The sequence below is a fragment of the Geobacillus sp. FSL W8-0026 genome, from assembly GCF_037966255.1.
GTDB lineage: Bacteria > Bacillota > Bacilli > Bacillales > Anoxybacillaceae > Geobacillus > Geobacillus icigianus.
Window position 1 is genome coordinate 1600822 of the sequence record NZ_CP150194.1, and the last position, 17729, is coordinate 1618550.

At 50.4% G+C, this 17729-nt stretch carries 16 protein-coding genes; 12 read left to right on the forward strand and 4 right to left on the reverse strand.

Annotation, left to right across the window (positions count from 1 at the left end; all coding sequences use genetic code 11):
• Window positions 1-37 precede the first annotated feature (37 nt).
• Entirely contained in the window at window positions 38-592 is a 555-nt protein-coding gene (locus tag NST29_RS08060) for a gamma carbonic anhydrase family protein (RefSeq protein WP_033021343.1), read from the reverse strand.
• A gap of 69 nt (window positions 593-661) precedes the next feature.
• Here NST29_RS08060 and NST29_RS08065 point away from each other — a divergent pair, with 69 nt between their 5' ends.
• The 7 genes from NST29_RS08065 (at window position 662) to NST29_RS08095 (ending at window position 7949) form a co-directional block, all read left to right on the forward strand.
• A complete protein-coding gene (locus NST29_RS08065) occupies window positions 662-1612 on the forward strand; it encodes a DUF561 domain-containing protein (protein ID WP_033021345.1) in 951 nt (316 codons plus the stop codon).
• Between the two features lie 186 nt (window positions 1613-1798).
• Complete coding sequence (locus tag NST29_RS08070) at window positions 1799-2941, forward strand: Glu/Leu/Phe/Val dehydrogenase (protein WP_033021347.1); 1143 nt, start codon at window positions 1799-1801, stop codon at window positions 2939-2941.
• Between the two features lie 115 nt (window positions 2942-3056).
• A complete protein-coding gene (locus NST29_RS08075) occupies window positions 3057-4070 on the forward strand; it encodes an ABC transporter substrate-binding protein (protein ID WP_033021349.1) in 1014 nt (337 codons plus the stop codon).
• Window positions 4071-4084: 14 nt separating this feature from the next.
• The gene (locus NST29_RS08080) at window positions 4085-5077 is read left to right on the forward strand and encodes an ABC transporter permease (protein WP_033021351.1); all 993 of its coding nucleotides are present in this window, start codon (window positions 4085-4087) and stop codon (window positions 5075-5077) included.
• Complete coding sequence (locus tag NST29_RS08085) at window positions 5052-5846, forward strand: ABC transporter ATP-binding protein (protein WP_033021356.1); 795 nt, start codon at window positions 5052-5054, stop codon at window positions 5844-5846. The genes NST29_RS08080 and NST29_RS08085 overlap by 26 nt, the downstream gene beginning before the upstream one ends.
• 40 nt (window positions 5847-5886) lie before the next feature.
• Complete coding sequence (pdhA, locus tag NST29_RS08090) at window positions 5887-6957, forward strand: pyruvate dehydrogenase (acetyl-transferring) E1 component subunit alpha (RefSeq protein WP_339232905.1); 1071 nt, start codon at window positions 5887-5889, stop codon at window positions 6955-6957.
• A complete protein-coding gene (locus tag NST29_RS08095) occupies window positions 6954-7949 on the forward strand; it encodes an alpha-ketoacid dehydrogenase subunit beta (RefSeq protein WP_033021360.1) in 996 nt (331 codons plus the stop codon). The genes pdhA and NST29_RS08095 overlap by 4 nt, the downstream gene beginning before the upstream one ends.
• 168 nt (window positions 7950-8117) lie before the next feature.
• On the opposite strand, the gene NST29_RS08100 is transcribed toward NST29_RS08095, so the two are convergent.
• Both NST29_RS08100 and NST29_RS08105 read right to left on the reverse strand, forming a co-directional pair.
• Window positions 8118-8642 carry a gamma carbonic anhydrase family protein gene (locus NST29_RS08100; RefSeq protein ID WP_033021362.1) on the reverse strand — a complete coding sequence of 175 codons (525 nt, stop codon included), beginning with the start codon at window positions 8640-8642 and terminating at the stop codon, window positions 8118-8120.
• A 498-nt stretch (window positions 8643-9140) separates the two neighbouring features.
• On the reverse strand, window positions 9141-10310 hold the full coding sequence (locus tag NST29_RS08105; RefSeq protein WP_014194791.1) for an IS256 family transposase: 1170 nt from the start codon (window positions 10308-10310) through the stop codon (window positions 9141-9143).
• A gap of 213 nt (window positions 10311-10523) precedes the next feature.
• On the opposite strand from NST29_RS08105, the gene NST29_RS08110 reads away from it, so the two are divergent.
• The 5 genes from NST29_RS08110 (at window position 10524) to NST29_RS08130 (ending at window position 16465) form a co-directional block, all read left to right on the forward strand.
• Window positions 10524-12014 (forward strand): peptide MFS transporter, encoded by a 1491-nt coding sequence (locus NST29_RS08110; protein WP_033019399.1) that lies wholly within the window; start codon window positions 10524-10526, stop codon window positions 12012-12014.
• A 269-nt stretch (window positions 12015-12283) separates the two neighbouring features.
• Window positions 12284-13384, forward strand: coding sequence for a sn-glycerol-3-phosphate ABC transporter ATP-binding protein UgpC (gene ugpC / locus NST29_RS08115; RefSeq protein ID WP_033019397.1), 1101 nt, complete (start codon window positions 12284-12286; stop codon window positions 13382-13384).
• Complete coding sequence (locus tag NST29_RS08120) at window positions 13381-14322, forward strand: sugar ABC transporter permease (protein ID WP_033019394.1); 942 nt, start codon at window positions 13381-13383, stop codon at window positions 14320-14322. The genes ugpC and NST29_RS08120 overlap by 4 nt, the downstream gene beginning before the upstream one ends.
• The gene (locus NST29_RS08125) at window positions 14319-15131 is read left to right on the forward strand and encodes a carbohydrate ABC transporter permease (RefSeq protein WP_033019393.1); all 813 of its coding nucleotides are present in this window, start codon (window positions 14319-14321) and stop codon (window positions 15129-15131) included. The genes NST29_RS08120 and NST29_RS08125 overlap by 4 nt, the downstream gene beginning before the upstream one ends.
• 17 nt (window positions 15132-15148) lie before the next feature.
• Window positions 15149-16465, forward strand: a complete 1317-nt coding sequence (locus tag NST29_RS08130) for an ABC transporter substrate-binding protein (protein WP_033019391.1) — start codon at window positions 15149-15151, stop codon at window positions 16463-16465.
• Window positions 16466-16762: 297 nt separating this feature from the next.
• Here the strand turns inward: NST29_RS08130 and NST29_RS08135 are convergent, their stop codons facing one another.
• The gene (locus NST29_RS08135; RefSeq protein ID WP_081917020.1) at window positions 16763-17164 is read right to left on the reverse strand and encodes a hypothetical protein; all 402 of its coding nucleotides are present in this window, start codon (window positions 17162-17164) and stop codon (window positions 16763-16765) included.
• Between the last annotated feature and the right edge of the window lie 565 nt (window positions 17165-17729).

Below are 17729 nucleotides of genomic sequence, written 5' to 3' on the forward strand. Positions count from 1 at the left end.
GAAGTTCCGTCGTGCATCCGGTGGACAAGCGGCGGACTCAAAGCGCCTCGCCGCTCGGTGAAGGGCTGTGTTGTTTCATGCCGGTCAACTCGTTTCGATACTCTTTTCCTTTTTGGACGTATGTAGCCACCGACAGCTCAATGAGCGCCAAATCGCGGTCCGTCAATTCGCGCACCACTTTCCCAGGCGAGCCGATGACCAGTGAACGGGGCGGAATTTTTTTGCCGGATGGAATGAGGGTATGGGCGCCAATGATGCACTCCTCGCCGATTTCCGCCCCATCTAAAATCGTGGAGCCCATGCCGATGATCGAGCGGCAGTGGATCGTGCAACCGTGCAGCACCACGTTATGTCCTACTGTCACTTCATCTTCCACCACAAGCGGAGAGCCTTCGTACAAATGGCACGTCGTATTGTCTTGAATGCTCGTGCGCGCCCCTATCGTGATCGGTCCTTCATCGCCGCGAAGCACGGCATTGAACCAAACCGTCGACTCCGCGCCGATGGTGACATCGCCAATCACGCGGGCTCCCGGCGCGATGAAGGCGGTTTCATGAATGCGCGGTTTTTTGCCTTTATACGGATAAATCATTCCCATCCCCCCAAGCATTGTGATATAGTTATAGTAAGTATAACACATTTTTCACGGAGTGGGAACAAAATGAATGATGTTTGCCGTTTGCTTGGCCTTCGTTATCCGATCATTCAAGGGGGGATGGGCAACATCAGCAACGCCGAGCTGGCGAGCGCCGTATCGGAAGCGGGGGGGCTTGGAACGATCGGGGCAGGAACGATGCCGCCCGCTGAGGTGGAGGCGCTGATTATCGAAACGAAGCGGCGCACGAGCCAGCCATTTGCCGTGAACATCCCGCTGCAGGTGACGCCGCACGCTGCAGAGATCGCCGAGCTTGTCATCAAACATCAAGTGCCAGTCGTTTCGCTTTCCGCCGGCAATCCGGCGCCATGGATTCCGCGTTTTGCCGAAGATGGCATCAAGGTGATCGTCGTTGTTGCCTCGGTCCAGCAGGCGAAAAAAGCCGAGGCGGCTGGGGCGGATCTCATCGTGGCCGAGGGATATGAAGCGGCCGGGATTAACTCGCCGCTCGAGCTGACGACGATGACGCTCATCCCGCAAGTCGCCAGCGCTGTCCGCGTTCCGGTTATTGCCGCCGGCGGCATCGGCGATGGGCGCGGGCTGCTTGCCGCGCTGGCTCTCGGCGCCCAAGGGGTGCAGCTCGGCACAAGGCTGGTGGCCACGAAAGAAGCGCCGTTTCATGAAGCGTATAAACAGCGGCTTGTCGAGGCAAAGGAAAATGAAACGGTGATTGTCGGCCGCTCGGTCGGGCGCATTCGCCGCGTCATGCGCACGCCATATGCCAAGAAGCTGCTCGCGTATGAACAGCAAGGCATGCCGCTCGAGCAGTTTCAAGAATATACATCGGAGGAGCGCCATCGCCGCGGCGCGCTTTCCGGCGATTTCAGCGAAGGATTCATCAACGCGGGGCAAATCGCTGGCCTCATCGATGACGTGCCAACGGTGGCCGAGCTGTTTGAGCAAATGATGACGGAAGCGAAAAGGCAGTGGCAATCATTATCCAAGCAATTTCGCTGATCGAACGAAGACGCCTGTCAAGCGGCGTCTTTTTTTGGCGATGAAAAATTGGTTGACAGAGGATTGACACTAATAATGAACACCGTTACTATAAAAATAGTATTACGTTATTTTAACGTGATAATATTTTTTGTTATATTAACTTGAAAACGCTTTCAAGCAGTAAAGCAAAGGAGAGAGGAAGAAGTGAATATCATGTTGTCTGCAAATGAATCACAAACTTTGGACCTGTTTTTTCAAATGCGTGAACATGAACAAGTGGTGTTTTGTCTCGATGAAGCGACCGGTCTAAGGGCGATCATTGCCATTCATAGCACGGCTCTTGGGCCGGCGCTCGGCGGCTGTCGGATGCATCCGTATGCCACGACGGAAGAAGCGCTCGCCGATGCGCTTCGGCTGTCAAAAGGGATGACGTATAAATGCTTGGCTGCTGATGTCGATTTTGGCGGCGGCAAAGCGGTGATCATCGGCAACCCGCGCAAAGACAAATCACCCGAGCTGTTTCGTGCCTTCGGGCAGTTTGTCGAGTCATTAGGCGGCCGGTTTTATACGGGCACAGATATGGGGACGACGCCGGATGATTTCGTGCACGCGCTGAAAGAGACGAATTGTATTGTCGGCGTTCCAGAAGCATATGGCGGAAGCGGAGACTCATCGGTGCCGACCGCCGCGGGCGTTGTTTACGGCATTCAGGCGACGAACGATGTGGTGTTCGGCAGCAAGCACTTGCATGGCAAAACGTATGCAGTGCAAGGACTCGGAAAAGTCGGAAAAAAAGTGGCGCTTCGTTTGCTTGAAGAAGGGGCGGATCTGTATGTGTGCGATTTGAACGAAGCGGCAGTGGAAGAGGTCGTAGCGTACGGCAAGCAAATCGGGGCGTCCGTCAAACCGGTAAGCGGAACGGATATTTATCGCGTCGAAGCCGATGTGTTCGTCCCGTGCGCATTTGGCGGCGTCATCAACGATGAAACGATCGCCGAGCTGCGGGTGAAAGCGGTCGTTGGCTCGGCAAACAATCAGTTGGCTGACAAACGCCACGCCCGCATGTTGAAAGAAAAAGGCATCGTGTATGCCCCTGATTATATCGTCAACGCCGGCGGGCTCATTCAAGTGGCCGATGAACTGTATGGAGCGAACAAAGAGCGGGTGCTTTCGAAAACGAAGGCGATTTACGATACGCTGCTCGCCATTTATGCGCGGGCCGAATCAGAAGGAATGACAACGATCGAAGCAGCCGACCAATTTTGTGAAGAGCGGCTCGAAAAACGCAAACGCCGCAATCACTTCTTTACACATCAAAAGCGACCCAAATGGGTTGTTCGTCACTAAACGAACCATTAGCTCATTTTGTTGATTTATTTATCTGAAAATATATACTATGCGAATTTAAAAGTTTATTCAGATAATCATTAATTGAAAATAAAGGAATGGGGAGGATCTATTCATGAACATAGCCATCAGACGCTTGACCATCCCGCTCATTCTTGGAGTTTTGGTGCTCTCAGGCTGTGAGGGAGAAAAGGAGGTGGCGACGAACGGTGTGAAAGAAAACGGAAAGCAAAAAACGTTTACGATTGGCGTCACCCAAATCATTCAACATCCGTCGTTGGACGCCGCCTTCAATGGATTTAAAAAGGCGCTTGAAGACGGCGGATTGAAAGAGGGAAAAAACGTTCGGTACCATATTCAAAATGCCCAAGGCGACATGAACAACAGCCAAACGATCGCGAATAACTTTGTATCGGACGGAGTTGACCTCATTTTTGCCAACTCGACTCCGAGCGCGCAAAGTGCGCTCAATGCCACGAAAGACATTCCAATTGTGTTTACATCTGTGACGGATCCGGTCAGCGCCGGTTTAGTCCCAGCCATGGACAAAGCAGGGGAAAACATCACGGGAACAACGGACAGCCATCCCGATGCGATTGGCAAAACGATTCAATTCATCGATGAGCAAACGGATGCGAAAACCGTTGGGCTTATTTATAACGCAGGCGAACAAAACTCAGTGGCGCAAATTGAAAAAGTGAAGGAAGCGGCGAAACATACGGATTTGAAGTTGGTGGAAGCCTCCGTTTCGACCACAGCCGAGGTGAAACAGGCGGCAGAGTCGTTAGTTGGCAAGGCAGATGTGTTTTACATCGTGACGGACAACACCGTTGTATCTGCCATTGAATCGGTTGTCAGCGTTGCCAATGAGAAAAAAATCCCTGTTTTTACGGGAGAGCTCGATTCATTAAAACGAGGTTGCTTTGCGGCGTACGGGTTTGATTACTACGATATCGGCTATCAAGCGGGGCAAATGGCAGTCGCCATTTTAAAAGGAGAAGCCAAACCGTCAGAAATCAAACCAGAATATCCAAAAAAATTAAAATTGGTGATCAATAAACAAGCAGCGGAAAAGCAAGGAATCAAACTGAAGCCTGAATGGGACCAAATGGCAGAATACATCGAATGAAAGGAGGAACGGTTTTGTTGACGGCAATGACAGGAGCGGTGGAATCAGGGCTGATTTATGCCATCGTGGCATTAGGCGTCTATTTATCGTTTCGTATTTTAGACTTTCCGGATTTAACGGTGGACGGCAGCTTTGTGACCGGGGCTGCGGTGGCGGCGACGTTGATCGTCAATGGGGACGATCCATTTATGGCGACGTGTCTGGCCCTTTTCGTTGGATTCGCTGCAGGGTGTATGACCGGGCTTCTGCATACGGCGGGGAAAATCAATCCGCTTTTGTCGGGCATTTTAATGATGATCGCGCTGTACTCAATCAATCTTCGTATCATGGGACGTTCGAATGTACCTCTTTTAAATCAAAAGACCGTCTTTACAACCATTCAAGAATGGGGGACAACGTGCGGACTTGACTCAGCCGCAGCGAAAACATGGGGGATTCTCCTGTCGATGACGTTGCTTGCTCTTTTATTTAAATGGTTCACAGACTGGTTTTTGCAGACGGAAATAGGGCTTGCGATTCGGGCGACGGGCGATAATCCGCGCATGATTCGCAGTCTGTCGGCGAACACCAACTTGCTCATTGTCTTCGGGTTGGGCCTTTCTAATGCCATGGTTGCGTTCTCGGGGGCGCTGGTTGCCCAGTACGGCGGGTTTGCCGATGTCGGGATGGGAATCGGCATGATCATCATCGGTTTGGCTTCTGTGATTATCGGCGAAGCGGTATTTGGAACGAAAACGATCGCGCGAGCCACGCTTGCCGTGATTGGTGGAGCGATCATGTACCGCATTGTCGTGAGTCTCGCTTTGCGCGTCCAATTTCTCGAGACAGGGGATGTGAAGCTCATTACGGCATGCATTGTCATTTTGGCGCTCGTTGTCCCGCAAATGGCTCGTCAACAAAAAGAGAAAAAACGCAAAGAAGAAAAAAGACGGAATCGGGCGCAGGTGATGGCCGTGGCCGCAACAGGAAAGGGTGAGGCGGATGTTGCAGTTAAAAAGGATTTATAAAGTGTTTCACGAAGGAACGCCTGATGAAAAGATCGCGCTCCAAAACATTCATTTAACGCTTCGAAAAGGCGATTTTGTCACTGTGATCGGCAGCAACGGAGCAGGCAAATCGACCTTGATGAATGTGATTTCAGGAGTGTTGTTTCCTGATGAAGGAACGATTTGGATTGACGGTCAAGATGTCACCATGATGCCGGAATACATCCGCTCCCGTTATATCGGAAGGGTGTTTCAAGATCCGATGGCCGGAACGGCGCCAAACATGACGATCGAGGAGAATTTGGCGATGGCGTATACACGCAATCAAAAGCGCACGCTCCGCCGCGGAGTGACGAAAAAACGGCGCGATGAGTTTCGCGAGTTACTCTCCACCCTTCATCTCGGTTTAGAAAACCGCCTTCAGGCGAAAGTCGGCTTGCTCTCGGGCGGAGAGCGGCAGGCGTTGTCTTTGCTGATGGCGACGTTTACCGAACCTGCCATTTTGCTGCTCGATGAACATACAGCGGCCCTCGATCCGGCCAGGGCGGAGTTGATCACCAACTTAACAAAAGAGATTGTGGAGCGATATCGATTGACGACCTTGATGATCACCCATCATATGCAGCAAGCCATCGATTTAGGAAACCGTCTCATCATGATGGATAAAGGGCAGATCATTTTGGAAGTGGATGAGAATGAAAAGAAACGCTTAACGGTAGAAAAGTTGCTCGCGGAATTCCAACGCATTCGCGGGGAACAGCTCGTGAGCGATCGTGCGGTATTGAGCTGATGGATCGGCCATTCGACACCATGGAGAGGAGGAATAGGATATGGAACTCGATTTTCCGATGGTGCAAGTATTGAATGAAGAAGGAGCGATCGTGCAGCCTGCATATCGTGAACAAATCACGAAAGAATTGACGATGTCGATGTATCGCCATCTGATTCGCACGAGAATGGTTGACCGAAAATGTGTCAGCCTGCAGCGGCAAGGGCGCATCGGGACATACGTGCCGTACGAAGGGCAAGAGGCGTGTCAAGTCGGAAGCGCTCTTGCCCTCAACGACGGCGATTGGATGTTTCCGACTTACCGCGATCATGGAGCGATGATGACGTTCGGCCGTTCCTTAACGCAAACGCTTTTATACTGGAAAGGTCGGACGGAAGGGTGTGTTCCACCTGAAGGGAAAAAAATCGTTCCGCCGAGCGTTCCTATTGCTACGCAACTCCCTCATGCAGCGGGGGCGGCGTGTGCTGAAAAATGGAAGGGGACGAAAAATGCAGTGATTGTGTACTTTGGTGATGGAGCGACATCGGAAGGAGATTTCCATGAGGGATTGAATTTTGCGAGCGTTTTCCACGCGCCTGTCGTCTTTTTCAACCAAAACAACCAATATGCGATTTCCGTTCCGATGACCCGTCAGATGAAGACAAAAACGATCGCGCAAAAAGCGTTGGCGTACGATATTCCCAGCCTTCGCATCGATGGAAACGACGTGTTTGCTGTGTATTTCAAAACAACTGAGGCGCTCGAGCGGGCGAGAAATGGAGAGGGGCCAACGTTAATTGAAGCGGTGACATGGCGTTATGGCGCCCATACGACGTCCGATGACCCGTCCAGATATCGCGATCAGGAGGAAAGCAAGAAACGGCGTGAAACAACCGATCCAATCAAGCGGGTCGAGCGCTTCATGCAGCGGGAAGGGTGGTGGGATGAAGAATGGGTGAATCAAGTGCAAGGGGAAGTGAACGCCGAAATCGAGCAGGCGGTTGCGGAAATGGAACGTTACCCAAAAGCCAATATGTCGGACATGTTTGATTTTGTGTTCGCCCAACCGACATGGACGATTGCCGAGCAGAAAGAAGCGTATCTTCAGTGGAAACGGGGGATGGAAAGATGATCACCAAAGCAGGCGTCAAATCGCTCACCATCGTGCAAGCGGTCAATGATGCGCTTCGCACCATGCTCAAAGAGCGTGAAGATGTCATTCTGCTTGGGGAAGACATCGGAAAAAATGGCGGTGTGTTTCGCGCGACCGAAGGATTGCTGGAGGAATTTGGCGAGGAGAGGGTGGTGGACACGCCGCTAAGCGAAGCCGGATTTACGGGTGCGGCGATTGGAATGGCGCTGAATGGATTTCGTCCTGTCGTCGAAATTCAGTTTTTAGGTTTTATCTATCCAGCCTATGAACAAATCATGACCCATGCGGCGCGCATGCGTGCGCGGACAAGAGGGCATTTTACCGTGCCCTTGGTCATTCGCGCTCCGTACGGCGCGGGCGTGCGAGCCCCGGAAATTCATTCGGACAGCACGGAAGCGCTGTTTACCCATATGCCGGGAATCAAGGTCGTCTGTCCCGCGTCGCCGTATGACGCCAAAGGGTTGCTCATCGCCGCGATTGAAGACCCGGACCCTGTCCTCTTCTTAGAACCGATGCGCAGCTATCGCGCGTTTCGCGAAGACGTTCCGGAAGGAAAATATACGGTTGAAATCGGCAAAGGAAAAAAACGGCGGGAAGGGGACGACGTGACCGTCATTGCGTGGGGGGCCATGGTGCCCGTTGCGATGAAGGCGGCGGAAGAAGCGGAGAAAAAAGGGATTTATGCCGATGTCATCGACTTGCGTACGCTTTATCCGCTTGACAAGGACCTCATCGCCGAGTCGGTGCAAAAGACAGGGAGAACCGTGATCGTTCAGGAAGCGCATGCAACGGGTGGATTGGCTAATGACGTTCTTGCTGTCATCAACGATACTTCGTTTTTCTATCAAAAAGCGCCGGTTGAACGGGTGACGGGATTTGACGTTCCGGTGCCGTTTTTCGCTTATGAAGACGATTATTTGCCAACGCCAGCGCGCGTTTTGCATGCCATTGAAAAAGTGATGAACTTCTGAAAATGGAAGCAAAACCGCGTGATGAGTGTGGAAGTTGATTGTGCAAAACGCGGATGAATCATAAACGAAGAGCCATGCCCTCTGGCTGGCTCTTTTTCTTTTAACGATAAGGTGTACAGACAGATGGCTGTGAATATCGTTTTTTGTGCAACCAGCTGTGTTATGGCGTTATTGCCGATGATTGGCCAGCTGTTCGCGATACTCTTTTCCTTTTTGAACGTATGTATCAATCGACAGCTGGATGAGCTCAAGGTCTTTGTCCGTCAGCTCACGCACTACTTTTCCAGGGGAGCCGATGACGAGCGAGCGGGGCGGAATCTTTTTGCTGGATGGAATCAATGTGTTGGCGCCGATGATGCATTCTTCGCCGATTTCGGCTCCATCTAAAATCGTCGATCCCATGCCGATGATCGAGCGCCGGCGGATCGTGCAGCCGTGAAGGATTACATTATGACCGACCGTCACTTCATCTTCCACAACGAGCGGCGATCCTTCGTACAAATGGCATGTTGTATTGTCTTGAATGCTCGTCCGTGCGCCGATCGTAATCGGCCCTTCATCGCCGCGCAACACGGCGTTAAACCAAATCGTCGATTCCGGCCCGACGGTGACGTCTCCGATCAAATAGGCGCCGGGAGCGATGAAAGCAGTTTCATGAACATTCGGACGTTTTCCGTTATACGGATACAGCATCTCCACATCCCCTTCCGTCGGTGATCGGTATAGCAATAAGTATAACACGTTTCGTACGAGAACGGAAGCTTGCCTAAAACCAGATGCTACGTCTCGCTCATAGGTAACATCCTTTCTTATGCTACCAATTAGGATTTAGAATGCGGTGGAAGCAAGAAAAAAGATAAACGGTGTTGTTTAGGAAATCATGGTTCCTTGTCATTGATGATACATGGATCCACGAGGATTGAAAAAAGCGTTTCCTTGAACGAAAAAAAGAAACGGGAAAAATCCTTCCGATACCTTTATTTTAAAATAATAGTATTTTTTTAATTTTGTTGGTTTAGCAATGGGTACCGTCAAGAATTTTGTGTAATGTAAATGGGGTAGGGTTTCTCTGAAATGGATTTGAATTGATAGGGGACTGATTTTCTCCACACAGGAGACTGAATATTCAGTCTCCTGTGTGGACAGAGGAAATCCCCTTTCTTTGCTTATTTGTTTATTTACAATATTTGGTTAATTGTAGCGTTCTTCAAACATTCGTTGAAGGGCTTCATGCGCTTCGGCAAATCCTCGTAACTTTCGCCCTGCCCATTTCTCATTAAAATCTTGAATGGTCAAATACACGACTTTTTCAGCGGCTTCTAAACTGCTCAAACTGTTCATCGGCTTTAGGCGTTTCCGAATCTCCTTGATCGTTCGTTCGATGGCATTCGTCGTGTAAATCACACTTCGAATACTGCTTGGATAATCCATAAATGTAAGGAGGACATCCAACTCATTGGCCCAAGATTGAACTTCTCTTGGATATTTGCTGGACCATTTCGACTCAAACTGTTGAAACATCTGTAACGCTATCTTCTTATTCGGGGCGCGATAAATCAGTTTGAGATCCTCTGCCACTTCAAATTGATCTTTTTTCCGAACACGATGTAAGGTATTACGTACTTTGTGAACGACACAACGCTGCACATCGGCTTTCGGATAAACCGAGCGAAAAGCTTCCTCCAGCCCCGGAAGACCATCGAATACGCCCAGAAGCACTTCCTTGACGCCTCTTTGGTAGAGGTTTTGAAGAATTTCTTGCCATACATAGGCACTTTCTTGTCCTCCCACAAAGAAATCAAGAATTTCGCGATATCCTTCTTCGTTCACCCCTAACACCACATAAATGACTTCTTTCTCCACGGTTTCGCGACGAAGTTTTACGTATAAACCATCCAAATATAAGACCGAATAACGCTGATGTAGAGGACGATTGTGCCATTTCTCGATGTCTTCCTTCACGACATCGGTAATCCGGCTGATCGTCGCTGGAGAATAAGCATTTCCTAGAATTCGTTCGATAAACTTGCCAATTTCCCGTGTACTCATGCCACTTTGATACATCCTAATGATGGCTTCCTCCAGCCAGCCGGTGTGGCGTTGATAAGGGGCAAACAACTGTGTTTGAAATTCCCCGTTTCGGTCTCTTGGAACCAAAAGACCCTCAATCCGGCCATATTGCGTATCTAGATTTCGCTGATAGTAGCCGTTTCTCATATTCGGCGTTCCAGCCTGTTCGATTTCGAGGAAATGTTTGATTTCTTCCCGCATAATCAGCTCTAATTTTTCCTTCACAAACTGACGAATGACGCTTTCCAGTTGATTTGCCCAGTCGACATTCGGTATATTTCTTTTAGACATAGGTAGGGTACTCCTTTCTCTGGAATGTGTTTTTGTCCAAATCAGAGAATACCCTACCTTTTTTCTTTTGATCTAGTAAAATGCTTTACACAAAATTTTATACATCATCTAGCAATGAATGTTTGAGTAAATATCATACAAAAAAATTTTGACAATATAAACATAATGAATTATTATTATTAAAGAATTTATAGAAGGGGTAGGTTAGTTGTGATGGTATCTCTTGATAAAAAAGAAATCGCTTCCAGTGTTCCTCAACGGGGGTTTTTTGGTCACCCGAAAGGACTATTTACGCTCTTTTTTACTGAGTTTTGGGAGCGTTTTTCGTACTATGGCATGCGCGCCATTTTAGTGTATTACATGTATTATGAAGTGTCGAAAGGCGGGTTGGGGCTCGATGAGCATCTAGCGCTCGCGATCATGTCGATTTACGGGGCGCTTGTGTACATGTCGGGAATCATTGGCGGCTGGCTTGCCGACCGTGTATTCGGTACGTCGCGCGCGGTCTTTTACGGCGGCCTTCTCATTATGGCTGGCCATATCGCGTTGGCCGTTCCGGGCGGGGCGGCGGCGCTGTTTGTGTCGATGGCGCTCATCGTTCTTGGCACCGGGTTGTTAAAGCCGAACGTCTCGAGCATTGTCGGCGATATGTACAAGCCTGGCGATGACCGCCGCGACGCCGGGTTCAGCATTTTTTACATGGGCATCAACCTCGGGGGGTTTTTGGCTCCGCTTATTGTTGGCACAGTGGGGATGAAATACAACTTCCATCTCGGTTTTGGGCTCGCTGCTGTTGGTATGTTTCTTGGGCTAGTTGTGTTTGTGGCGACAAGAACGAAAAATCTTGGGCTGGCCGGGACGTATGTCCCCAACCCGCTGACGCCGGAAGAAAAGAAAAAAACGGCGGCGGTCGCCGGGGGCGCAGCGGTCGTGATTGCTGTGCTGCTCGCGATTTTGATTCCCAACGGTTGGTTTACGGTGGAAACGTTTATTTCCCTTGTCGGTATTTTAGGCATCATCATCCCGATCATTTATTTTGTCGTGATGTACCGCAGCCCGAAAACGACGGCCGAAGAGCGGTCGCGCGTCATCGCCTACATTCCGCTGTTTGTCGCTTCGGCGATGTTTTGGGCGATTCAAGAACAAGGGTCAACCATTTTGGCGAACTATGCAGACAAGCGTACGCAGTTGGATGTAGCAGGCATCCACTTGTCGCCTGCATGGTTCCAGTCGCTGAACCCGCTATTTATCATTATTTTGGCTCCGGTGTTCGCGTGGATGTGGGTGAAGCTCGGCAAACGGCAGCCGACGATCCCGCAAAAATTCGCTCTTGGCCTGTTGTTTGCCGGCCTGTCGTTTATCGTTATCCTCGTGCCTGGGCATTTGAGCGGTGGTGAGCTCGTCCATCCGATTTGGCTTGTGTTGAGCTATTTCATCGTCGTGCTCGGCGAGCTTTGCTTGTCGCCGGTCGGTCTGTCGGCGACGACGAAACTCGCCCCGGCGGCGTTTTCGGCGCAAACGATGAGCCTTTGGTTTTTGTCAAACGCGGCGGCGCAAGCGATCAACGCCCAGCTCGTCCGCTTTTACACGCCGGAGAATGAAACGGCGTACTTTGGCACGATCGGCGGGGCGGCGCTCGTTTTAAGCTTGATCTTATTCGCCCTTGCGCCAAGCATCCAGCGGTTGATGAGAGGGGTCCGATAATTGGGCGGATGGTTGCCGCTGTTTAGGAAGACAATCGTATTTAAAGACAGGACGCTCTGCGTTGGCAGGGCGTCTTTTTTATTGCCCTCAACATAAGTCCCAGTGACAGCTTAATGAACCGTGTGCCGGAGAACGAGAGGAGGAACTTTGAAGTGGTAACGTAGGGGATTTCATTACGAAATATTTACATAAATCAAAACGTACGTTCAGACTGTATTTACAAAAATGGATTACGATGGAATAGAAAACGGAAAAAGAGGAGGAAGGCAATGGCGTTTCTTGAGCTTATTGACGTGACGAAATCGTATGATGGCAAAAAGCAGGTTGTGGAGAATGTGAGTGTGGCGATTGAATCAGGGGAGTTTTTTGTGCTTGTCGGCCCATCGGGATGCGGTAAAAGCACGCTGCTGCGGCTTATTGCTGGCCTTGAATCGCTGACGTCCGGTTACATATTGATCGACGGGCAGGTAGCGAACGATTGGCCGCCTCATGCGCGCCGATTGTCGATGGTTTTTCAAAACTATGCGTTATATCCGCATTTGACCGTCGAGCAAAACATGCGCATCGTTTTGCAGGCGCAAAAGGTGCCGAAAGAAGAGCAAAGGCGCCGTTGCCTAGAAGCGGCGGAAATGCTCGGGCTGACGGATGTATTGGGACGAAAACCGCGGGAACTGTCGGGAGGACAGCGCCAGCGCGTCGCTTTAGGGCGGGCGATTGTAGCGAGAACGCCGCTTTGCCTAATGGACGAACCGCTCTCCAATTTGGATGCGAAACTGCGAGCGACCATGCGTGTTGAGCTCCGCCGTTTGCAGCGGCAGCTCGGCATGACGGTGATTTACGTCACCCATGACCAAACCGAGGCCATGACGATGGCGGATCGGGTCATGATTTTGCGGGCTGGGCATCCGCAGCAAGTTGGCGCCCCGCTTGACATATACAATCATCCGGCCAATACGTTCGTGGCTTCGTTTGTCGGAACGCCGCCTATGAACTTGGCAGAGGCGCACGTGCTTGAACATTCGCTTCTTTTGCAAAACGAGCGCCCCGTTCGCTTGATGCGCCGCCCTTTGCCGAAGACAGAACGGGTGACGATCGGCCTTCGTCCGGAGCATATTCATCGGGTAGCGCTCGGGGACGGGCATGTAACGGCTAGCATCGTCCATGTAGAGCGGCTTGGCAGCGAAACGCTTGTAACGTTTGAATTGACGAAACAAATTCATTGGACGGCGCGTTGGAGCGGACAAGCAAATGTGACTGTCGGCGAAGTGGCGTCATTTTCGTTTGATGAACATGCCCTCCACTTTTTCGATGGCCACAGCAAGCGGATCGGGCCGCCGACGAGAAGAGAAGAGGAGGCATTTGAGCGATGAATGACCGGGTTTCATCCCCCATGCCATCAGCATGGCCCGTTCCAACCCAGCCGACGGTGCGGCGGACGGCGATGAAGGCATGGATGGAAGGGATGGTCTATCTTTTGCCTTCCTTGCTGTTGTTTGGCGTCTTTCTGTTCTATCCGTTGGCAAGAACGTTGTACTTAAGCATGTTTTCTACGAATTACCAAGGAGCTCCCATCCGTTTTGTAGGTTGGGCGCATTTTGCCGCCCTGTTTCAAGATGAATCGTTTTGGCACAGTGTAAAGACGACGTTTTTCTTTGCCGCCCTTACCGTTCCGACAACGGTCGCCATTGCTTTCTGCCTAGCGCTGCTCGTCCATGAAAAGCGGAAAGGAATCGGGATCTTTCGAACATTGTTCGCTTCGACGATGGGAATGAGCGTGGCCGTAGCTTCTATTATTTGGATGTTTATGTACAACCCAGCCATCGGGATCATGAACCGCTTGCTGTCTGCGCTTGGCTTTCCCGCTGTTTCGTGGCTCCTTGATCCCGATACGGCGTTGTATGCGGTGGCGATCGCAACGATATGGATGAATATTGGTTTCACCTTTTTGTTGTTGCTGGCCGGCCTGCAAAACATCGATCCGTCCTTGTACGAAAGCGCGCGCATCGCTGGACTTAGCTATTGGCGCCAATTATGGACGGTGAGCGTGCCGCTGCTATCGCCGACTTTGTTTTTTGTCACGACCGTCTCGCTCATCCAAGCGCTGCAAACGTTCGGACAAATCGACTTCTTAACGAAAGGCGGGCCGGTGGATGCCACCAATGTGTTCGTGTATGCCATTTACCGGGAGGCGTTCGTCAACTATCAGTTCGGTTTCGCCAGCGCCCAGGCGATCGTACTGTTTGTCATCATCGCCGCGATTACATTTTTGCAGTTTCGGTTTGCCGAGAGGAAGGTGCATTATCAATGAAAACGGTCCGGTTTGTTGCTTATTATGGGGGGCTATGCATATGTTCAGCGCTTCTTTTATTTCCGATGGTCTATGCTCTGTTGATGAGCTTTATGGATAAAGCCGATATCTTTGCTGGGCGCCTGTGGCCTGAGCGGTGGGAGTGGACCAACTATCAAGCGGCGTTCAAACAGGCGCCGCTCGGGTCGTATTTGCTCAACAGTTTGTTTGTCGCTTCCGTGATCACGATCGGTCGCCTGATCGTTTCGAGCTTGGCTGCTTTCGCTTTTGTGTTTCTCCGCTTTCCCGGCCGCGATGCCTGGTTTTACATTTGCATTGCAACGATGCTCGTTCCGTGGGAGGCGACGGTCATTCCGAATTTTTTAACGGTCCAGCAGCTCGGTTGGACGAACCATTATTTCGGATTAACGATTCCCTTTTGGGCGATGGCGTTTGGCATCTTTTTATTGCGGCAACAGTTTCGCCAAATTCCTTACGAGCTGTATGAGGCGGCTCGTCTGTCCGGCATCGGGAATTTCCGCTTTTTTTGTCACATTGCGTTGCCGCTTTCCAAAACCGGCTTGGTGACACTGGCGGTTTATAGTTTTTTGGATGCTTGGAACATGTACTTATGGCCGCTGCTTGTCACGAGCGATGATCGCGTCCGCACTGTGCAGATCGGGCTGAAGCAGCTGCAGACGCAAGAAATGGCGAACAGTTGGGGCGTCGTCATGGCAGCGGCCGTTGTGGCGATGCTGCCGACATTGGTACTGTTGTTTGTCGGCCAGAAGCAGTTGCGTAAAGGATTGATGCAAGGGGCCATCCAATAACGGGGGAGGAGAACAACGTGAAAAATGTTTTGCTTGGATTACTACTCGCTTTCGTATCGATCATCGCTGGATGTTCAAGTGTGGATTCCAAGGGGGAGACCGCCAATCGAAAAACGGAAGTGGTGTTTTGGCACTCGATGAGCGGGGATTTGCAGCCGGTGTTAGAGGAAATTGTCAACGATTTTAATCAAACTCATTCAGACATTGAGGTCAAACCTGTGTTTCAAGGTACATATGAAGAAGCATTGACGAAATGGAACGCGGTGGCCGGAACGAAAGAAGCGCCGACGATCATGCAGACGTTTGAAGTCGGGACGAAGCATATGATCGACAGCAGGCAAATCGTTCCGGTACAAACATGGATCGACAAGGACCAGTACGACGTTTCGCAATGGGAGAAAAACATTGTTCGTTATTATACAGTCAACGGGCGAATTTACTCCATGCCGTTCAACTCATCGACGCCGGTGCTAATTTACAATAAGGATGCGTTCCGAAAAGCGGGGCTCGATCCCGAAAAACCACCGCTCACTTACAGTGAACTGAAAGAAGCGGCGAAAAAGCTGACAAAGAAAAGCGGAAAGGAAACAAAACAATATGGATTCTCGATGTTGAACTACGGCTGGTTTTTTGAAGAGATGATCGCCGTGCAAGGCGGATTGTATGTCAACCATGACAACGGCAGAAGCGCGGATGCCACCGAAGCGGTGTTTCATGGACAGGAAGGAAGACGAGTGTTTGAGCTGATCCGCGATATGTATCGGGACGGCACGTTTTATAACGCCGGGCAAAATTGGGACGATATGCGCGCGGCGTTTCAAGCAGGAAAAATAGCCATGTATTTGGATTCATCGGCCGGCCTCAAGTCGCTAATCGACAACTCACCGTTTTCGGTCGGGGTTTCGTATTTGCCCGTTCCGGACGGGATTGAGCGCCAAGGGGTGGTCATCGGCGGCGCTTCTCTTTGGATGATGAAAGGAAGCAGCGAGAAGGAGCAGAAAGCGGCTTGGGAGTTCATGAAATACGTAACCAGTCCTTCCGTTCAAGCCAAGTGGCACGTGCGCACAGGGTATTTTGCCATCAATCCCGCCGCCTACGATGAACCGCTCGTTAAAGAAGAGTGGAAAAAGTACCCACAATTGAAAGTGGCTGTTGACCAGCTCCATGAAACGAAGCCGACGGCGGCGACTCAAGGGGCGCTCATAACGGTATTTCCGGAATCGCGCCAACACGTAGTAAAGGCGATGGAGCAGCTATATGAAGGGGTAGATCCGCAAGAGGCGCTCGATCAGGCGGCTAAGGAGACGAATCGGGTATTGCAAAAAACCAATTGATCGAATGGTCATATGGAGATGCAAACAAAGCCACACAACATTTACCGGTGTGGCTTTGTTTATCGTCCGAATTCGTTCTTTTGCTGGCCAAAGGCTGGATGGACGTCGAAACAACCATCGCAGCCCAAGCGATGGACCGAGCCCGGAGAGGATATGATAGCTCGCATCGTAAAGTTGGCAGCCAAACAAAAAGCGAAAGGAAGATGTTCGCTTAGACTATTGTGCTCCTGAAACGCCTTGACGGAATTGACGAACGAGCCGCGGAAGATGTTCACTTAGACGTGCTCACCATGCCTGCTAGTTTGCCGCCTTCAACAAGTGGATTTCCTCTTCCACCCGCGCGATGCGGCCAAGTTGATAATCAAGACGCTGATGAATGAGGGAGATGTCTTCTTTGGTCGCCATGTTTCCGCGAATGTCGACGACTTCGCCGCGAAGGTTGGCAATTTCATGGCGCATGCCGTCTTGAATGCTTCGCTGCTCGAGTTGATTGTCGCGGATGGCTTTGATCATCTCCGTATTTTCTTTTGTTTGCTCTTTTAGCCAGCGCAGTTCTTCTTCTTGTTTGTCCATCCGTTGTTCAAGCCGATCCATGCGCCGTTCGAGCTTGTCTACCTTTTGTTTCACGAGCTGGATTTCCTGTTTCATGGCATCCATGTCTTTTTTCATAGTATCCATGTCTTTTTTCATGGCATCCATATCTTTCTTCATGATGTCCATGTCTTTCTTCATGATGTCCATATCTTTCTTCATGATGTCCATGTCTTTTTTCATGATGTCCATGTCTTTTTTCATGATATCCACGTCTTTTTTCAGCGTATCGACATCTTTTTTCAACGTATCGACATCTTTTTGAAGGGTGGCGATGTTTTGCACGACCGTTTGCAAATTTTGTTTGACTCCGGTCATGTCGTGAACGAGATGCTGCACGAGTTCTGTCAATTGACGCAACAGTTGTTCCTCCATCAGGAAAGGCAACCTCCTTGATCCGATTTGGTGAGTGAAAGGGCATTTCCGACAGTGCAGTGGAAGGGATGTGTGAGGTGTGAGAGTGAGGAAGGAAATGCCTGTGAGGCCATTATATCACGAAACATGGAAGCCATCACGCAAAAAAATTTGCTAGTCAGAAAGGAAAGAACGGGAAAAGTGTCGAAGGATATACAAAACGGCAGGGAAAAAGATAGGAGAAGGGATATGGACGTACAGGGAAAAGAAAGAGGCAGAGTAGTCAGTTTTGCCGACAGAAGAGGCGTACAAATGACCA

Coding starts and splice junctions, on each gene's coding strand:
- NST29_RS08060 (WP_033021343.1), bottom strand. CDS start 592: ATGATTTATCCGTATAAAGGCAAAAAACCGCGCATTCATGAAACCGCC.
- NST29_RS08065 (WP_033021345.1), top strand. CDS start 662: ATGAATGATGTTTGCCGTTTGCTTGGCCTTCGTTATCCGATCATTCAA.
- NST29_RS08075 (WP_033021349.1), top strand. CDS start 3,057: ATGAACATAGCCATCAGACGCTTGACCATCCCGCTCATTCTTGGAGTT.
- NST29_RS08085 (WP_033021356.1), top strand. CDS start 5,052: ATGTTGCAGTTAAAAAGGATTTATAAAGTGTTTCACGAAGGAACGCCT.
- pdhA (WP_339232905.1), top strand. CDS start 5,887: ATGGAACTCGATTTTCCGATGGTGCAAGTATTGAATGAAGAAGGAGCG.
- NST29_RS08095 (WP_033021360.1), top strand. CDS start 6,954: ATGATCACCAAAGCAGGCGTCAAATCGCTCACCATCGTGCAAGCGGTC.
- NST29_RS08100 (WP_033021362.1), bottom strand. CDS start 8,642: ATGCTGTATCCGTATAACGGAAAACGTCCGAATGTTCATGAAACTGCT.
- NST29_RS08105 (WP_014194791.1), bottom strand. CDS start 10,310: ATGTCTAAAAGAAATATACCGAATGTCGACTGGGCAAATCAACTGGAA.
- NST29_RS08110 (WP_033019399.1), top strand. CDS start 10,524: ATGGTATCTCTTGATAAAAAAGAAATCGCTTCCAGTGTTCCTCAACGG.
- ugpC (WP_033019397.1), top strand. CDS start 12,284: ATGGCGTTTCTTGAGCTTATTGACGTGACGAAATCGTATGATGGCAAA.
- NST29_RS08120 (WP_033019394.1), top strand. CDS start 13,381: ATGAATGACCGGGTTTCATCCCCCATGCCATCAGCATGGCCCGTTCCA.
- NST29_RS08125 (WP_033019393.1), top strand. CDS start 14,319: ATGAAAACGGTCCGGTTTGTTGCTTATTATGGGGGGCTATGCATATGT.
- NST29_RS08135 (WP_081917020.1), bottom strand. CDS start 17,164: ATGGATGCCATGAAAAAAGACATGGATACTATGAAAAAAGACATGGAT.